Source organism: Frigoribacterium sp. 2-23 (genome assembly GCF_049601585.1).
GTDB lineage: Bacteria > Actinomycetota > Actinomycetes > Actinomycetales > Microbacteriaceae > Frigoribacterium.
Genome location: NZ_CP187126.1, coordinates 3,103,082 through 3,119,535 on the forward strand (window position 1 = coordinate 3,103,082; position 16,454 = coordinate 3,119,535).

The following is a 16,454-nucleotide window of genomic DNA, read 5'->3' on the forward strand; positions in this document are numbered from 1 at the left end:
CGCGTCGGGCGGGACAGCCGATCTCCAGGTGAGGTTAGCCTAAGCTAATGCACATGGCGACCCCCACCGCGACCGTCGTCGCGCGACCGCCGAGCGGGCCGCGCCGGTCGCGTCGACTGCGCACGCGCCTCCTCGTGGTCGTCGCCGCGCTCGTGCTGCTCGCTCTCGCCCTCGTGCTCGGGCTCGCCGTGGGCGCCCGGCCGGTCGCGTTCGACGACGTCGTGCGCATCCTGTTCGGCGGCCGCACGGCGGGCGACTCCGCCGACGTCGCCGCGGTCATCGACCTGCGCCTGCCGCGGACCGTCGCCGCCCTCGTCGCGGGCGCGGGGCTCGGCGTCGCGGGAGCCGTGGCCCAGGCCGTGACGCGCAACCCGCTCGCCGACCCCGGCATCCTCGGCGTCACGTCGGGCAGCGCGTTCGCCGTCGCCCTCGCGGTCGGCTTCGCCGGGGTGACCGCCGCGAGCGGCTGGGTCTGGTTCTCGTTCGCCGGGGCGGCCGTCGCGACCGTCGTCGTCGCGCTGATCGGCGGCTCGGGCCGCTCGGGAGCGTCGCCCGCGCGTCTCAGCCTCGCCGGCATCGCGTTCGGCGCCGTGCTCAGCGGCATCACGTCGGCGATCGTGCTGGCCGACCCGCGCCGCTTCGACGCCGTCCGCGCCTGGGAGGTCGGTTCGCTCGCCGATCGCGGCTGGGCCTCGGTCGGCACCGTCGCGCCGTTCGTCGTCGCCGGGCTCGTGGTCGCGCTGATCGCGTCGCGTCCGCTCGACGCGGTGTCGCTCGGGGACGATCACGCCGCCTCCGTCGGAGTGTCCGTCACCCGCACCCGCATCGCGTCGCTGATCGTGATCACGCTGCTCGCCGGAGGCGCGACCGCGATCATCGGACCGGTCGCCTTCGTGGGGCTCATCGTCGCGCACGCGGCTCGGGGCCTCGTCGGCCCGAGCCAACCGTGGATCATCGCGGTGTCGACCCTCTTCGGGCCGGCCCTGCTGCTGCTGGCCGACGTCCTCGGGAGGGTCGCCGCGCCTCCGGGCGAGCTGGCCGCGGGTCTCGTCACGGCCGCGCTCGGCGCCCCCGTGCTGATCGCGATCGCCCGCCGCCGACGGGTGGGCGGCGCATGACCGGCACCGTCGAGACGCCGTCGCGAGGCGCGGGGCGCGGGACAGGGCCCGGCGCGGGTCCCGGGTCAGGGCCCGGGCCGTCGGGCGGATCGCGTCGCGTGCCCTCGCGCGGGCTCGGCCGGATGTCGCGGCGCGTGGCCCGTCGCCGCATCGTGCTGGCGGCCCTGCTGGTCGGCGCGCTGCTCGCCGCGGTCGTGTCGCTCGGCATCGGCGACTACCCGCTGACTCCGGCCGAGGTCGTGCACGCCCTGTTCGGCGGCGACGGGTTCGCCTCGACGATCGTGCTGCAGTGGCGTCTGCCCCGGGTGCTCGGGGCACTCGTCTTCGGAGCCGCGCTGGGTGTCTCGGGCGCCGTCTTCCAGTCGCTGACCCGCAACCCGCTCGGCTCGCCCGACGTCATCGGTTTCTCGACGGGTGCCTACACCGGGGCGATCCTCGTGATCGTGTCGGGCGCGACCTCGTCGATCGGGACGGCCGGAGGCGCGCTGGCCGGCGGCCTCGTCACCGCGCTCGTCGTGTACCTGCTGGCCTATCGGGGCGGGGTGCAGGGGCTGCGGTTGATCATCGTCGGCATCGGCGTCACGGCCGTGCTGCATTCGGTCAACAACTGGCTGCTGCTGCGCGCGCAGGCCGAGGTCGCGATCACGGCGTCGTTCTGGGGAGCCGGCTCGTTGGCACTGCTCGACTGGACGCAGCTGGCTCCGGCGCTCGGGCTGCTCGCGGTGCTGACGCCGTTCGTCGTCGCGTTGTCGCGGCCGTTGCGGCAGCTCGAGCTGGGCGACGACGCGGCTCGCGCCCACGGTCTGCGCGCCGAGGGGTCGCGACTGGCCCTCGTCGTCGTGGCCGTGGCGCTCACCGCCGTCGTGACGGCCAGCACCGGGCCGATCGTGTTCGTGGCGCTGGCGGCTCCGCAGGTCGCGCGCCGACTCGTGCGCTCGGCGGGCGTGCCGCTCGTCGGTGCCGCGTTCACCGGGGGCGCACTGCTGCTCGTCGCCGACCAGATCGCCCAGCACATCGCGCCGACGCCGATCCCCGTGGGGCTCGTCACGCTCGTGCTCGGCGGCGTGTACCTCGTGACCCTGCTCATCGGAGAATCCCGGAGGAGACCGTGACCGCTGCCAACCCCTCGCCGGAGCACGGGCCCGAGTCCGAGCTCGGACCGGTGGCCGGCGCGCCCCGCGCGGCCGGCGCGATCGGTGCGACGTCTGGTGCGACGACCGAGCCGGGCGTTTCGCGGGCCGGGCTCGCCTCGGGTGCCGGCACCGCGCCTCCTCGGCTCGTCGCGGCGGGCGCCGAGCTCGCCTACGAGCGCCGGACCGTCGCCGAGTCCGTCGACGTCGAGGTGCGCGACGGCTCGTTCACGGTGATCGTCGGACCGAACGGCTGCGGCAAGTCGACGCTGCTGCGCGCGTTCGCCCGGCTGCTGAAGCCGCGGTCGGGGTCGATCCTGCTCGACGGACGCGAGCTCGGGTCGATCCCGGCGAAGGAGGCGGCGCGCACGGTGGGGCTGCTGCCCCAGTCGTCGACGGCTCCGGACGGGATCACCGTGTCGGAGCTCGTCGCGCGCGGGCGGTACCCGCACCAGGGGCTGTTCCGGCAGTGGAGCGCTCGCGATCGCGAGGCGGTCGACGCGGCGCTGCGCGAGGCCGACCTGACCGAGCTGGCCGATGCTCCGGTCGACGAGCTGTCGGGAGGGCAACAGCAGCGGGTGTGGGTCGCGATGGCGCTCGCGCAGCAGACGCCGGTGCTGCTGCTCGACGAGCCGACGACGTTCCTCGACATCGCGCACCAGTACGACCTGCTCGACCTGTTCGCGCGGCTGCACCGGCAGGGCACGACGATCGTGGCCGTGCTGCACGATCTCAACCAGGCGGCGCGGTACGCGACCGATCTCGTCGTGATGCGCGACGGCGACGTGGTGGCGACCGGGGCCCCGGCGGACGTGCTCACCGAGGAGCTCGTCGCCGACGTGTTCGAGCTGCCGTGCCTCGTGGTGCCGGACCCGGTGACCGGGTCGCCGATGGTGGTGCCGCGGCGGCGGTAGCGGGTGCTGCGGCGGGTGCTGCGGCTGCGGCGGCGGCTTCGCGGCCGTGTCGTGTGGCGTTCGCGGCGTGCTGTCGCGTTTGCGCGCGACACGATGCCGCGAACGCGACACGACACCGAGCCCGACCCCGAGGAGGCGCGGGCCGGGTCGGCCGCGTCGGCCCGAGATATCCTCGGGTTATGTCCACGGCCCCGCCCTCGCTCGCAGAACGACCGCTGTGGCGCTGGACGGTGCCCGCGCTCGCACTCTGCCTCGTGTCGCTGCTGGCGATCGCGGCCTCGTCGGGACTCGAGAGCGTGTGCCCTGCGGTCTACCCGGCCCCCGCCTCCTGCACGACGGATGCGCGCGGCACGGTCGCCCTCGTCGGAGGTGTCGCGATCGCCCTGCTGACGACCGCCGTCGTCGCCGTGGCGGCCGCGATGGGGCCGGAGGCGCGGGTCCGACCGCTGCGCTGGCTGATCGGAGCCCTCGGGTTGGTCGCGACGGTGGCGGCACCGGCGGCGGTCGTGTCGGCGGGGTTCGCAGCCGGAGAGCGGGTACTGCTGATCGTGCTGTGCTCGCTGGTGTGCATCAGCCTGACGCTGCGGACCATCCGCCCCTGACGCCAGCCCCGGTGTCGTGTGGCGTTCGCGACATCGTGTCGTGCACGGACGGCACACGATGCCGCGAACGCGACACGACGCCGAAGGTGCAGGTCGCGACCCGCACCCCGCCCGGCTACGACCCCTCGGCCCCTACGACCCCTCGGCGGCGGACGGATCGCGATCGTCGTCCACGAGACCGCTCTTCGAGCCGTCGGACAGACCTTCGGTGTGCTCCTTCTGCTCCGGGCTCACCTCGGTCGAGCCGTCGGGGGCGGAGGTGGGGGCCGGTGTGGTCTCGTCGGTGCTCATGAGGCGAACGGTAGGCGCACCCGCTGACAGCCGCCCCGCCGAAAACCCCGTTGCGGACGATGAACCCCGTTCGAACAAGGTTTATCTTCCGCAACGGGGTTCGGGGCGCGCCGGGCGCACCACCCACCGCGCGTTCACCGGGGCGTCCTAGGGTGCTGGACATGCGCCTCCTTCTCATCCGCCACGGCGAGACGCCCGACAATGTCGCGGGCCGACTCGCGTCCGTCCTCCCGGGCCCGTCGCTCACCGAGCAGGGCCGCAGCCAAGCGGCCGCCCTGGCCGACCGTCTCGGCGGCGAACCGATCGGAGCCGTCGTCGCCTCCCGGGCGACCCGCGCGCAGGAGACAGCGGCCCCGCTCGCCGCAGCGCTCGGTGTCGAGGTCGACGTGCACGACGGCCTGCACGAGATCTTCTGCGGAGACCTCGAGGGCCGAACCGATCGGGAGGCCGCGGGCACGTTCCTGTCGACCGTCTCGACCTGGTGGCGCGACCTCGACGCCCGTATCCCCGGCGGCGAGAACGGCACGGAGCTCGTCCGCCGCTACACCGACGCCATCGACCGCGTCGCCGCTTCGGCCGAGGCCGCGGGAGTCGACACCGTCGCCGTCGTCAGCCACGCCGGCTCGATCGTGACCTGGGTCTCGGCGACCGCGAGCAACCTCGACGAGGGCACCGTCCACGGACGCGGCCTCGAGAACACCGGCGTGCTCCGCCTCGAGGGCAGCCCGGCCGACGGCTGGACCGTCACGCATTGGCACGAGGAGGCGCTGGCCGCGTCCGCGATCGACGTCGCGTCGGGTGCCGACCCGGCTGGGAGCGCGGGCTCCGGCGCCTGAGCCGCGCCGCGCCTCCTCGGCTCGCCTGCGGGCCTGCGGGCCGCGAATGGTCGCAAATTTGCGACCATCTCGGCCGACACGCCGGCGAGAGCGAGGTTCTTCGGCCGCGGCGGCGCGAAACGGTCGCAAATTGCGAAGAGAAACCCGGCGGGACGGCGGCGGGTCAGGCGGCGGGGTGCTCCACGATCAGGTCGGCGCGCTCGGCGGTGGGCGCCACGAGGCGGGCGTTCGCCTCGTCGTTCACGGTCGCGCGCCATTCGGCGAGCGCCCCGTCCCGCTCCCGGTCGAACGAGAGGTGCCGGGTCACGAGCCGCCGCACGCGCTCCTCCTGCTCGAGTCGCACGAACCACGACTCGTCGAGCAGCGGAGCGACTCCGCCCCACGCCCCCTCGCCGAGCAGCAGGTAGTTGCCCTCGGTGACGACGAGCCGAACGTCCGGGCCGACGGCGATCGCGCCCGCCACACCGTCCTCGATCTCGCGCCGGAACTCGGGCGCGAACACCTCTTCGCCCGTGGACTCCCGCAGTGCCGCGAGCAGCCGGACGTATCCGCGCGCATCGAACGTGTCCGGCGCACCCTTCCGTGCTGCCAGCCCCCGCGCCTCGAGCAGCGACTGCGCCAGGTGATAGCCGTCCATCGGCACGAGCGCCACCTGCCCCGGGTACCGCGCGGCGAGCTCGTCGACGAGCCCCTCGGCGATGGTCGACTTGCCGGCGCCGGGTGCTCCGGCGATGCCGAGCAGTGCACGGCCGGGGGCCTCCAGCAACGAGGAGGCACGGGTCAGCAGATCACGCCGGCCCGCCTCGTCCCAGCGCACCGACCGCACCGCGGGCGACCCCGTCACCGATCGCGCGCCGAGCCCGCGCCCCGCGCGCCCGCACCACCCGCGCCCGCGCCGCCCGCCCCGGCTCCGGAGCTGACGCCCGCACCCGCGCGCCGCCCCAACGCGTTCCCCGCCGCCCGCACGGCGAACGCGAGTGCGACGAACGCGACCAGCAGGGCGGCGCAGTACGCGGCCACGCCGCCGTACCCACCGACCGCCGCGGGGTTGAAGAACGGGTAGCAATAGAAGCCGACGGCCGCCCCGCGCACGAGCGAGTACACCGTGTAGACGACCGGAACGACGACCCAGAGCAGGGCGATGCGCACGCTCAGCCGTCGGGTCGGCGGCCAGACGAGCCAGTCGATCACCACGACGAGCGGCATCAGCATGTGGTGGACGACGTTGACCCACGGCATCAGCCCGCCGAGGTCGGCGCCGAGCAGCAGCGTGTTGAAGACGATGCCGATGAAGGCCAGGTAGACGACCGACGCACCTCGGACGGCCTGCCAGGCCGCGCCTCCGGGTGTTCCTCGCATTAACCGGATCGCTCCGACGACGAAGACGACGCTCGCGAAGAGGTTGCCGAGCGTCGTGAAGTAGCTGAAGAAGTTGACCAGCCCGAAGTCGGTCTGCACCGCGATGACGAGCTGCGTGATCACCCCCGCGATCGACGCCGCGGCGAACACGAGTCGAGCGGCGATGGTGGCCCAGGTCTTCATGACGGTCACCCTATCGACGCCGGGGGCGACGGAGTCCCACGCATCGTGCACGGATGCGCTCGGCAGTGTCTAAGCTCAGCCGATCGGTCGTCGCGGCCGATCGGTTCTACCTCCCCCCTCCGTGAGGATCTCGTGGCCACGTTCACGTTCGGCAACCCGTCTCTGTCCGTCGACTTCGACGACCGCCTCTTGGCCCATCTGCGCTCCGTGATCGTGGCGAAGCTGCGCCGATCGGAGAGCTTCCTGTTCAGCTGGGACGCCCAGGCGGTGCTGCCCGCGGCGACCTCGGACGGCGGCGTGACGGCGCCCGGCGCACCGGTGTCGCAGCTGCACTCGCTCTGGATGCATCCCGCGATCGGGCTGCAGTTCAGCATCGATCAGGAGGCGCTGGTCGGCCTCAATCGCGCCTGGCTCGACCTCCTGACCACGTCGGCGAACAGCAACGGCGGCCTGCACGCACTGACCGAACCGGTCGCGCCGGAGCCGCACGGGGTGAGCGCGGCCGGGGCGGCGAGCGCGGGCGGGGTGGCGAGCGCGGGCGGGGTGGCGAGCGTGGGCGGGGTGGCGGCGACCGAGATCGTGGCGACGGCTCCTCGGAAGCGGCCCCGCACCTCCTCGTCCCGGGCCTGACCGCGCGCCGCGCACCTCGTTCTGATCGACGCACCTCGCTTGATCGAGGTGCGTCGATCAGAACGAGGTGCCGCGGCGGCCGGCTCGGACGGCGTCCACGGCCGCCCGGTAGGCTTCGGCGGGCCATGGACTTTCCTGCTTCCGACGCCGACGGCCTGATCGCCGGGCGCTACCGCCTCACCGACACGCTCGGTCGCGGCGGCATGTCCACCGTGTACCGCGGCGTCGACACCGCCCTCGGTCGCCCCGTCGCCGTCAAGATCCTGTCGCCGCTCGAGGCCGACCCGGCCGCCGTGCAGCGGACGAGGTCCGAGATCCTCGTGCTGGCCTCGCTCAGCCACCGCGGTCTGGTCACGCTCTACGACGCGAACACCGCCGTGATCGACGGCGTCGAGAAGACCTACCTCGTGATGGAGCTCGTCGACGGTCCGTCGCTCGGCGACCGCCTGCGCGAGTCGCCGTTGACCGAGGCCGACGCCCTCGTCCTCGCCACCGACATGGCCGAGGCGCTGCACGTCGTGCACGACCGCGGCATCGTGCACCGCGACATCAAGCCGGCGAACATCCTGCTCGGGCCTCCGTCGCTGACCAGCCGCCCGTTCGAGGCGAAGCTCGCCGACTTCGGCATCGCCTCGCTCACGGAGCGCACCAGCCAGCTCACCGCCACGGGCACCCTCGTCGGCACGGCGGCCTATCTCAGCCCCGAGCAGCCGAGCGGGCAGCCGGCGACGTCCGCGTCCGACATCTACTCGCTCGGCCTCGTGCTGCTCGAGGCGCTCACCGGTCGGGCCGCGTTCCCGGGCACGATGGCCGAGACCCTCGCCGCCCGGATGACCCGCGCGCCCGATCTCCCCTCGACGCTCGGCTACCGCTGGCGCTCGCTGCTCGGCGCGATGACCGCGCTCGAACCCGCCGACCGCCCGACCGCCGTCGAGGTGCTCGATCGACTCGGCCGCCCGGACGAGCCCGACGCCACGGTCGCCGGCCTGGCCGTGGCCGCGGCGGGCGTCGACCCTTCGGCGACGGCACTGCTGCCGGACGCACCCGACACCGCGACACGCATCCTGCCGACCGACGACCAGGCGACGCGGGTGCTCGGCACGCACGGCGCGGGTGCTGCCGGTGCCGGTGCCGGCGCTGCTGGGGGCGCGGCGGGTGCCGGCCTCGTCGGTGCCGGAGCGGGTGACGACGCGGCCTTCGCCCGGGACGCGGTCGCCGACGACACCCGGCCGGCCGACCCGGCCGCTCGCCGCCGACGCCGCGGAGTCGTCGCCGCCGTCATCATCGGCCTGGTCGCGGTCGCCGCCCTCGTCGTCGCGCTCGTGGTCTTCGCCTCGGACGACCCGAAGGAGGCGCCGGTCACCGATCCGGCGACCTCGCCCTCCGTGTCGGACAGCCCCTCGTCGGAGCCCTCGGTCGAGACGACCGAACCCCGCGACGAGTCGAGCGACGAGCCGTCCGAGCCCGTGACGTCGCCGAACATCGACCCCTCGCCCAGCGACGACAGCTCGCCGTCGACCGATCCGGCCCCGACGACGGACCCGGGGCCGGGCACGACGCCCGGCGGCGGGAGTAGCGGCGGCAGCGGCGGCAGCAGCGGCAGCGGCACCGTTCCGGGCACGGTCGTCGGGCCGGGTAACTCGGGCAACGCTCCCGGCAACTCCGGCATCGGCAACCCGGGCAACGGCGTCGGCCCGGGAGTCGGCGGCAAGCCCGGCAAAGGCAACGCGGGCTGATCGCGGTCGCACGCCGCGCCTCCCGCGCTCCCGCGCTCCCGCACTCCCGCACTCCCCAGAACCTCGTTCTGGCCAACAAACCGCGCTACACCGAGGTTCATTGGCCAGAACGAGGTTCACAGCACGCCCGCACCGCGTTCTGATCAACGCACCGCGTTCTAGCGAGGTGCGCTGATCAGAACGAGGTGCGACGCCGACCCCGCGCGGCGTCAGCTCGCGCCGTCGCCCCGCGGCTCCACGTCGAGCCCGCCGTCGAGCGCCGGGTCGTCCGACACCGCGTCGACCGCCGAGGCGCGCTCCCCCGAGGAGGCACGGGTCGAGTCCACCCCGGAGCCAGACGGGTCCGCACCCGCAGACCCCGCGGCACCCGACCCGACCCCGCCGGGTCGGACGCGCTGCACCCGTCGTCGCACCGCCTCCCACGGTCGTGCCAGTCCGCCGCGCAGGCCGCCGCCCTCGGCGGGCCCGTCGACCTCGAGGCCGTAGTACTCGCCCACGTGCTCGAGCAGCACGGCGCGCTCGGCCTTGTCGTAGGCCCTCCGCTCGCGGGTGAACGCGATGATCGTCGACCAGCAGATCAGCAGTAGCACGACGCTGAACGGCAGGGCGGTCGTGATCGCCGCCGTCTTGAGCGCGTCGAGGCCTCCGGCGACGAGCAGCGCGATCGCGAGCAGCGCCGTGACGAGCGCGAAGAAGACGCGCAGCCAGTTCTTCGGCTCGATGTCGCCGCCCGACGAGATCATCGCCATGACGAGCGATCCCGAGTCGGACGACGTGACGAAGAACACGCCGATCAGCAGGATCGCTCCGAACGTCAGCACCGTCCCGGCCGGCAGACCGCCGAGCAGCGCGAACAGCGAGCCCTCGACGTCGACCGAGCCGTCCGCTCCGACGAGGCCGCCGGCGCCGTCGGTCTGGCGGTGGATCGCGGCGCCGCCGAGCACGGCGAACCAGAGGAAGGTCACGACGGTCGGCACGAGCAGCACGCCGAACACGAACTGACGCACGGTGCGGCCCTTCGAGATGCGCGCGATGAAGATGCCGACGAACGGCGCCCACGACATCCACCAGCCCCAGTAGAACGTCGTCCAGGCGCCCTGCCACGCCTCGCCCTCGGCACCCTGCTGGGCCGTGACGTTGAACGACAGGCCGACGACGTTCTGCAGGTACGCGCCGATCGACTGGACGAAGTCGCGCAGCAGGAACTGCGTCGGCCCGACGATCAGCACGAACAGCAGCAGTGCGGCGGCGAGGATCAGGTTGAAGTTCGACAGGATCTTCATGCCCTTGGCGACGCCGGTCACGAGCGAGACGATGGTCAGCGCCGTGATGACGGCGATGATCGCGATCTGGCTGACGGTCGTGCTCTCGGCGATGCCCGCGCTCTCGAGGCCGGCCCCGATCTGGATGACACCGAGACCGAGCGACGTCGCGACACCGAACAGCGTGCCGACGAGCGCGATCACGTCGATGAGGTTGCCCCAGCCGCCCCGCACCCGACGACCGAGCAGCGGCTCGAGCGCCCAGCGGATCGAGACCGGACGGCCCCGACGGTGGATCGCGTAGGCGAGCGCGAGCCCGAGTACGACGTAGATTCCCCAGGCGTGCAGACCCCAGTGCAGGAAGGTCTGCGTCATGGCCTGCTGCGCGAGTTGGTCTTCGCTGCCGGTGACACCGGGGCGCGGCGACGCGAAGTGGCTGAGCGGCTCGGACACGCCGTAGAACACGAGACCGATGCCCATGCCCGCCGCGAAGAGCAGGGAGAACCAGGAGGCGGTGGAGAACTCGGGCTCGTCGGTGTCCTTGCCGAGTTTGATGGTGCCGAAGCGGCTGAAGCCCACGAAGATCGAGAAGCCGACGAAGAACGCGGCTGCGAGCACGTAGTACCAGCTGAAGTTGCGGACGATGCCCTCTTGCAGGCTCATCACGAGCGACTCGGCCGTGTCGGGGGCGATCAGGGTGAACGCGACGAAGCCGAGCACGATCACGGCGGCGGGCCAGAACACCCAGCGGCGGAGGCGGGGGGCGGAGGTCTCGGAGGTACCGGGCGCGCCCGAGGCGCCCGAGGGCGCGCCGGACACGGGCGGTTTCGTGATTGCCATGCCTCTATGGTGCCCGGCCGGCGGCCGTGGGGGCCGGGCGGAGGCGCGGGTCGAGCAGCCAGGTCAGGCCGGCACGGGCTCGCAGCCGCACGACTGCCGGATCACGAGGGTGCCCTCGAAGAGCTCGTGCCGCGGCTGGTCGCACCTCGCCGATCCGTCGCCCGCCCACCCGACCAACCGCCTCCATCCGGGGTGATCCGGCGGTCGAGCCGGTTCCGAGGCGCCGGGATGAACCTGCTCTACGTGCCCACCCTGGCCCTGTTCGCGGTCTCCACCGTCTACCCGCTGCTGAGCGGCGTGCGGCTGTCGTTCACGAACGTCGTGCGCGGGCTGGTCGGCGCCGAGAAGGGCTGAGCGCGGGGCGGGTGCGGCTCGAGCTCGCGCGCGAGTGGGCGCTTTCTGCCCGCTCGCGGCCCGGGGCCGGTGTCGTGTGGCCTTCGCGTCGTCGTGTCGTGCTCGTGCGCGACACGATGCCGCGAACGCGACACGACCCCGGGAGGCGCGGTGTCCGCCCGGCCCGCACCGCGCCTCCCCGGGGGGGCGAGTTGGTGCCCGCCGCGCCGCCCACGCGAGTGGGCGCTTGCTGCGGGTGCGAGACCCCGCGACCCGTGGTTTCTGCCCGCTCGCCAGGACGGTCGCAAATTTGCGACCGTCCTGGCGCGCAACGAGGTTCGTGAGCGGCGTGTCTGCCCCTGCCGAGGCCATTCGGTCGCACATGACGAACCGACCCCCGGGGAGGCACGGTGCGGGTGCCCGGCGCGCTCGCAGGTCACGGTCGGGTAACGCACCAATCGGATTCCCGGGGGGCGGCGAACCACTGACATCCCCACCGGGAACAACGAAAGGTTTGATCATGAACGCATTCACGCGTAAGAACATCGCCAAGACCACCGTCGGCATCGTCGCCGCAGGAGCCCTGGCCTTCAGCCTCGCCGCCTGCTCGATGAACTCCGACAGCACCAGTGGTTCGGGTTCGTCGTCGTCGGCGTCGTCCGAGCCGTCGGCCGCCGCGACCCCGCTGGCCTCGCTCCCCGACCTGTCCAAGGGTGTCGACACCCAGGTCGCCGTCGACGCCTCCTTCGTCGACGCCCTCACCACGCTGGGTCTGACTCCGGGTGTCGTCGGCAACGCCACGTTCGCCAACGGAACGTTCTCGTTCCCCATCACCGGCGGCAACGTCGACTACTACGACCCCTCCGGCAGCGTCCGCCCCTACGTCCAGGGCGACATCAAGCACGACAACTCCGGCCTCAGCCTCACCGCGGGCGACACCAAGGTCGAGCTGACGAACTTCGACATCGACCCCGGCGCCTCCAAGCTCTACGGCGACGTCATCGTCAACGGCCAGACCGCGGCCAGCCACGCCTACCTGTTCAACCTCTGGGGTGGCTCGCTCAAGCCCCTCCAGATGGAGGGTGACAACGCCGTCCTCGAAGGCACCACCGTCCACATCTCCTCGGACGCGGCCGGCCTGTTGAACCAGACCTTCAAGACCGACGCCGTCAAGGCCGAGATGCTCGTCGGCGTCGCGAAGATCACCGTCGCCACCAAGTAGGTTTCCCTACCCCTGGCGACGCCGTGAGCCCGGCCTCTCCGAGGCCGGGCCCATGTCCCGGTGGAACCCCATCCCGCACCGCGGGGTGGGGTTTTTCCGTGCCACCAGCACCAGCGGACGAAACCGCACGTCCTGTTGCGAAAGAGGCGTCGTGTCGTGCACGAGCACGACACGACGCCTCATTCGCGACACGTCAGGCCACTCGACCTCAGTCCTGCAGGCCCTGCAGCCCGTTCAGGCGGTGGCGGCGCAGCAGCACCAGACCGACACCCGCGGCGAGCAGCAGCCCGCCGAGGCCGATCCAGGGCATTGCCTCCGAGCCGGTGTAGGCCAGCGGTCCGTACAGACCGCTCACGCCACCGTTACCGCCGCCCGAGCCGCCGGGGTTGTTGCCACCCGGGTTGCCCGGCGTACCCGGGTTGCCCGGTGTGCCGGGGTTGCCCGGCGTACCCGGGTCGCCGGGCACGCCCGCCAGCACGAGCGTGAACTGCACCGTGGCCGGGCCCTGCGACAGGCCCGCGACGGTCTGCGTCGCCGAGGCGGTGTGCTGACCGGCCGCGACTCCGGGGAAGATCACGGCCCAGGTGCCGTCGGCCCCCGCGGTCGTGGTCTGCGGCGACGTGCCGTTCTCGAGCGTGACGACGACGGTCGCACCGGGCTCGGCCGTGCCGGTGACCGGCACCGCCGTGGTCGTCTGACCCTGCGGCACCGTGATCTGCGCGCCGTTGGCCGGGCTGGTGATCGCGATCGGGGCGAACGCGGCGGCTCGCACCGTCGCGCTGGCCAGATCGATGGTCGCCAGGTCGACGGCGGGCAGCACCTCGAGGCGCACCGCGCGGACGGTCGTCGAGCCGGCGTCCGTCCCGGCGGGGTCCGCGAAGCCGGGGTCGACCTGCGAGTTGATCGTGATGCGGACGATCTGGTTCACGATGTCGAAGATCGGCGACAGGGCGGTGACCGCGGCCGTCGCGAGATCGGTGACCGACGCCTCCAGGGTCGTCAACGCCGCCCCCGTCAGGATCGGGTCGACCACGGCGGCGACGACGGGCAGAGCGGTGTCGGTGACGAGCGTCGTGACGGCCGGGGTGAGGACGGCCGCGAACGGGGCGAGGCCTCCGGTCGGCGTGACGGTGACATCCGCGGCGGTGGTCGTGCCACCCACGAGGTCGCCGAGCGTCGTGTCGACCGAGACGGCCAGTCCGCCGAACGGTGCTCCGAGCAGCGAGGCGGCCGCGTCGATGTCGACGGTCAGCGCCGTCGCGTCGAGCGTGTTCGAGACGGCGGTGGTGAGCGCCGTCGGCAGCTGGTTCGTCAGGATGTCGCTGATCGCCTCGGTGATCTGCTGGTTGAGCACGTCGCTCTGCAGCAGCACCGTGTTGGCAGGCTGGTCGTTGAGCGACTGCAGCTCGGCGATGTCGACGACGATCGTGCCCGCCGCGAGGTCGATGGTGACCGGGCCGCTGACGAAGGTTCCCTCGGTGACGCTGGCCAGCGCCTCCTGGAGGTCGACGTCCACGGTGGCCGTGACGGTCGGCTGGTCGACGACGAGGGCGCCCGCACCGAGGCCGTTGACCAGCGTGGTCAGCGGAGCCGTGAGCGCGGTGCCGGCACCGTCGAGCGCGCCGTCGGCGCCGATGGCCCCGTTGACGCCGTCGCTCGCGGTCCCGAGTGCGGTGTTCAGGTCGGCGACGAGGTCGGCGAGCAGGGGGCTCGTGACGTCGAGGTTCGCCGAGGCCACCTGGTAGTCGGTGGTGACGGTCGGGTCGCCGAACGTGCGCTGGGCGGTCGCCTGCGCCGAGAGTGCCCCGAGCTCGAGACCGAGCTGGCTCACGACGTCGTCGACGCCGAGCCCGGTCAGCAGCGGGGCGAGGTCGACCGATGCTCCCTCGCCGGGGGCGCCGGTCCCGACGGCGATGCTGCCGTCCGCGCCGATCAGGCCGGAGGCGGCGACACTGCCGAACGCATCCGTCGAGGAGTACTGCCCGTCGACCCCGAGGGTCACGAGGCCCTGGTCGCCGAAGAGCTGGACGCCGTTGCCGAGGTCGAGCTGCAACGCCTGCAGCGCCGTCAGGTCGAGCGGGTCGACGGACGAGTCCGCGGCACGATCGGCCCCGGTCGCCGAGTAGGCGCCCGCGAGTTCGGCGATCGTGTCGAGGTCGACGGCGCTCGAGCCCGAGAGCAGACGCCCCTCGGCCTCGGTCACGTCGGTGGGGACGGCCTGGGCCGGGATGGCCGAGACCGCGATCAGGAGAACCGAGACCGCCGTGACGGCCCCGACCCGCGCGAGCCGCGCAGGGTGCTGTGAAGACATGTGTACTCATTTCTGACGGACGGGTCCGTCACTGATCCCTCTCGTCGAGCGAGAGTCGACAGGCCGCTGGTCAACGGCCCGGAGTCGGGTGTGCGCACGCGGACGTCGACGACGTCAGGAGGCGCGGTGTGCGTCAGCCGGAGGACCTCACCCCCTCGAGACTCGGGGCTGGGCCGGCGCAGGGGGCGAATCGGCGATGGCGCGACGCACCGCGCGGCGGGGCCGCTTCGGGAGCACGCAGCCGTGTCGGCGCGCGCAGTCCATCGTCGATTCGCATCCTGATCCTTCCGGCGACACGGACGCCCCCAGGCGCCGGCGCGGAGACCGCGATCGGTGGTTAAGCGATCGCGGGTCGAGTCGGTGTGGTGAGGACCGACCGTTCCGCGCTGTGTCTTGCGCAGAACCCTACGCGGTGGGACACCGACTTCTCCACCCCTATTCTGGTGACATCGTGACATCCCACGAGCGCGAGGTCAGAGCCAGTGCCTCCGGCGGAAGGTCACGAACAGCACGACGCTGAGCGCCAGCATGAGTCCGAGCGCGAACGGGTAGCCGAGGTGCCAGTGCAACTCGGGCATGTTCTCGAAGTTCATGCCGTAGATGCCCGACACGAGGCTCGGTGCGAACAGGATCGCGGCCCAGGCCGAGATCTTCTTCACCTCTTCGCCCTGCGCCATGGACTGGTGCGCGAGGCGGCGACTCTCCTCGCCCTGGGCGAGGCTGGCGCTCGTCATGCGGCGCATCGCCTCGTTCTGCTCCTGCGTCACCAGCGTCGAGTGCAGCGTGAGCGCGTTCTCGAGCAGCGCGCGGAAGGTGTCGACGCGCTCGACGATCCGCAGGGCGTGGTCGAGCACGTTGCGGAGCTGGTTCTGCACGTCGTCGCCGGTGCCGTACTTGTGCGCACCGCGCAGCAGGGCCCGCACGATGTCGGGCACCGGGCTGACCGCTCTCTGGAACCCGATCACCTCGGACAGCAGCTGATAGATGCGCTTGGACGAGTCGGGGTCGACCTGGCCGTCGAAGAGGTCGTCCTCGATCTCGTCGATGTCGTCCTGGACGCCGTTGATGACGGGCGTGTAGCCGTCGACGATCTCGTCCAGGATCGCGGCCAGGACGATCTCCGACCCGGTGGCCAGCGCCTCCGGGTCCTGCTCGAGGCGACGGCGCACGGCGGCCAGGTCGGGACGGCTCGCGTGCCGGACGGTCACCGCGAACTGCGGCCCGGTGAACACGTGCACCTCGCCGAACTCGACGACCTCGTTCTTCTCGTCGTACCAGGCGGGCCGCAGCACCACGAACAGGGTGTCGCCGTATCGCTCGAGCTTGGCGCGCTGATGCCCCTTGCGCGCGTCCTCGACCGAGAGCGGATGCAGGTCGAACTCGTCCGCGACGGCCGTCAACTCGGCCTCGTCGGGGCGGAGCAGGCCGATCCAGGCCATGCCTCCCGCCGTCGACTCGAGCGCGGCGAAGGTGCCGGCGAGGTCGGTCGGGGTCGCGATGCGGCGCCCGTCGAGGTAGATGCCGTTGTCGATCAGCGACATGGGGGTCTCCTGTTCGTGCAGGAGGCGAGGTCGTGCCGAGCCGCACCCGAAGGCGCGGCGAGGACGTCAGAACGTCAGGGGCGCGCCCGGGTCAGCAGGTGCGCCGATGTGTTCATGATCATCACTCATCGAGCACATCACCTGCC

15 protein-coding genes are annotated in these 16,454 nt (G+C 72.6%); 9 read left to right on the top strand and 6 right to left on the bottom strand.

Features of this window, described 5'->3' with window-relative positions:
- Positions 1–53 precede the first annotated feature (53 nt).
- The 4 genes from ACPEEZ_RS14525 to ACPEEZ_RS14540 all read left to right on the top strand — a co-directional run bounded on the left by ACPEEZ_RS14525 (position 54) and on the right by ACPEEZ_RS14540 (position 3,764).
- Complete coding sequence (locus ACPEEZ_RS14525; protein WP_423920583.1) at positions 54–1,118, top strand: FecCD family ABC transporter permease; 1,065 nt, start codon at positions 54–56, stop codon at positions 1,116–1,118.
- Positions 1,119–1,216: 98 nt separating this feature from the next.
- Entirely contained in the window at positions 1,217–2,230 is a 1,014-nt protein-coding gene (locus tag ACPEEZ_RS14530; RefSeq protein ID WP_423920586.1) for a FecCD family ABC transporter permease, read from the top strand.
- A gap of 80 nt (positions 2,231–2,310) precedes the next feature.
- Positions 2,311–3,162 carry an ABC transporter ATP-binding protein gene (locus ACPEEZ_RS14535; RefSeq protein ID WP_423924294.1) on the top strand — a complete coding sequence of 284 codons (852 nt, stop codon included), beginning with the start codon at positions 2,311–2,313 and terminating at the stop codon, positions 3,160–3,162.
- Positions 3,163–3,341: 179 nt separating this feature from the next.
- Positions 3,342–3,764 (top strand): hypothetical protein, encoded by a 423-nt coding sequence (locus ACPEEZ_RS14540; RefSeq protein WP_423920589.1) that lies wholly within the window; start codon positions 3,342–3,344, stop codon positions 3,762–3,764.
- 132 nt (positions 3,765–3,896) lie between these two features.
- Here ACPEEZ_RS14540 and ACPEEZ_RS14545 read toward each other — a convergent pair whose 3' ends face one another.
- The gene (locus ACPEEZ_RS14545; RefSeq protein ID WP_423920592.1) at positions 3,897–4,055 is read right to left on the bottom strand and encodes a hypothetical protein; all 159 of its coding nucleotides are present in this window, start codon (positions 4,053–4,055) and stop codon (positions 3,897–3,899) included.
- 161 nt (positions 4,056–4,216) lie between these two features.
- Between ACPEEZ_RS14545 and ACPEEZ_RS14550 the strand changes: the two genes are divergently transcribed.
- On the top strand, positions 4,217–4,891 hold the full coding sequence (locus ACPEEZ_RS14550) for a histidine phosphatase family protein (RefSeq protein WP_423920594.1): 675 nt from the start codon (positions 4,217–4,219) through the stop codon (positions 4,889–4,891).
- Positions 4,892–5,054: 163 nt separating this feature from the next.
- On the opposite strand, the gene ACPEEZ_RS14555 is transcribed toward ACPEEZ_RS14550, so the two are convergent.
- Positions 5,055–5,735: a nucleoside/nucleotide kinase family protein gene (locus ACPEEZ_RS14555; protein WP_423920597.1), complete on the bottom strand. Its 681-nt coding sequence runs from the start codon at positions 5,733–5,735 to the stop codon at positions 5,055–5,057.
- Positions 5,732–6,433: a Pr6Pr family membrane protein gene (locus ACPEEZ_RS14560; RefSeq protein WP_423920599.1), complete on the bottom strand. Its 702-nt coding sequence runs from the start codon at positions 6,431–6,433 to the stop codon at positions 5,732–5,734. Before ACPEEZ_RS14560 ends, ACPEEZ_RS14555 begins: the two co-directional genes overlap by 4 nt.
- 132 nt (positions 6,434–6,565) lie before the next feature.
- Here ACPEEZ_RS14560 and ACPEEZ_RS14565 point away from each other — a divergent pair, with 132 nt between their 5' ends.
- Complete coding sequence (locus tag ACPEEZ_RS14565; RefSeq protein WP_423920602.1) at positions 6,566–7,063, top strand: hypothetical protein; 498 nt, start codon at positions 6,566–6,568, stop codon at positions 7,061–7,063.
- A 125-nt stretch (positions 7,064–7,188) separates the two neighbouring features.
- Positions 7,189–8,799: a serine/threonine-protein kinase gene (locus ACPEEZ_RS14570; protein WP_423920605.1), complete on the top strand. Its 1,611-nt coding sequence runs from the start codon at positions 7,189–7,191 to the stop codon at positions 8,797–8,799.
- A gap of 209 nt (positions 8,800–9,008) precedes the next feature.
- Here ACPEEZ_RS14570 and ACPEEZ_RS14575 read toward each other — a convergent pair whose 3' ends face one another.
- Positions 9,009–10,901, bottom strand: coding sequence for a BCCT family transporter (locus tag ACPEEZ_RS14575; RefSeq protein ID WP_423920608.1), 1,893 nt, complete (start codon positions 10,899–10,901; stop codon positions 9,009–9,011).
- A 228-nt stretch (positions 10,902–11,129) separates the two neighbouring features.
- On the opposite strand from ACPEEZ_RS14575, the gene ACPEEZ_RS14580 reads away from it, so the two are divergent.
- Both ACPEEZ_RS14580 and ACPEEZ_RS14585 read left to right on the top strand, forming a co-directional pair.
- Complete coding sequence (locus ACPEEZ_RS14580; protein ID WP_423920611.1) at positions 11,130–11,255, top strand: hypothetical protein; 126 nt, start codon at positions 11,130–11,132, stop codon at positions 11,253–11,255.
- A 499-nt stretch (positions 11,256–11,754) separates the two neighbouring features.
- The gene (locus tag ACPEEZ_RS14585) at positions 11,755–12,456 is read left to right on the top strand and encodes a hypothetical protein (RefSeq protein WP_423920614.1); all 702 of its coding nucleotides are present in this window, start codon (positions 11,755–11,757) and stop codon (positions 12,454–12,456) included.
- Positions 12,457–12,664: 208 nt separating this feature from the next.
- Here the strand turns inward: ACPEEZ_RS14585 and ACPEEZ_RS14590 are convergent, their stop codons facing one another.
- Both ACPEEZ_RS14590 and ACPEEZ_RS14595 read right to left on the bottom strand, forming a co-directional pair.
- Complete coding sequence (locus tag ACPEEZ_RS14590; RefSeq protein WP_423920616.1) at positions 12,665–14,767, bottom strand: choice-of-anchor G family protein; 2,103 nt, start codon at positions 14,765–14,767, stop codon at positions 12,665–12,667.
- A 473-nt stretch (positions 14,768–15,240) separates the two neighbouring features.
- Complete coding sequence (locus ACPEEZ_RS14595) at positions 15,241–16,308, bottom strand: magnesium and cobalt transport protein CorA (protein WP_423920619.1); 1,068 nt, start codon at positions 16,306–16,308, stop codon at positions 15,241–15,243.
- Between the last annotated feature and the right edge of the window lie 146 nt (positions 16,309–16,454).

Coding starts and splice junctions, on each gene's coding strand:
- ACPEEZ_RS14525 (WP_423920583.1), top strand. CDS start 54: ATGGCGACCCCCACCGCGACCGTCGTCGCGCGACCGCCGAGCGGGCCG.
- ACPEEZ_RS14540 (WP_423920589.1), top strand. CDS start 3,342: ATGTCCACGGCCCCGCCCTCGCTCGCAGAACGACCGCTGTGGCGCTGG.
- ACPEEZ_RS14545 (WP_423920592.1), bottom strand. CDS start 4,055: ATGAGCACCGACGAGACCACACCGGCCCCCACCTCCGCCCCCGACGGC.
- ACPEEZ_RS14550 (WP_423920594.1), top strand. CDS start 4,217: ATGCGCCTCCTTCTCATCCGCCACGGCGAGACGCCCGACAATGTCGCG.
- ACPEEZ_RS14560 (WP_423920599.1), bottom strand. CDS start 6,433: ATGAAGACCTGGGCCACCATCGCCGCTCGACTCGTGTTCGCCGCGGCG.
- ACPEEZ_RS14570 (WP_423920605.1), top strand. CDS start 7,189: ATGGACTTTCCTGCTTCCGACGCCGACGGCCTGATCGCCGGGCGCTAC.
- ACPEEZ_RS14575 (WP_423920608.1), bottom strand. CDS start 10,901: ATGGCAATCACGAAACCGCCCGTGTCCGGCGCGCCCTCGGGCGCCTCG.
- ACPEEZ_RS14580 (WP_423920611.1), top strand. CDS start 11,130: ATGAACCTGCTCTACGTGCCCACCCTGGCCCTGTTCGCGGTCTCCACC.
- ACPEEZ_RS14585 (WP_423920614.1), top strand. CDS start 11,755: ATGAACGCATTCACGCGTAAGAACATCGCCAAGACCACCGTCGGCATC.
- ACPEEZ_RS14590 (WP_423920616.1), bottom strand. CDS start 14,767: ATGTCTTCACAGCACCCTGCGCGGCTCGCGCGGGTCGGGGCCGTCACG.
- ACPEEZ_RS14595 (WP_423920619.1), bottom strand. CDS start 16,308: ATGTCGCTGATCGACAACGGCATCTACCTCGACGGGCGCCGCATCGCG.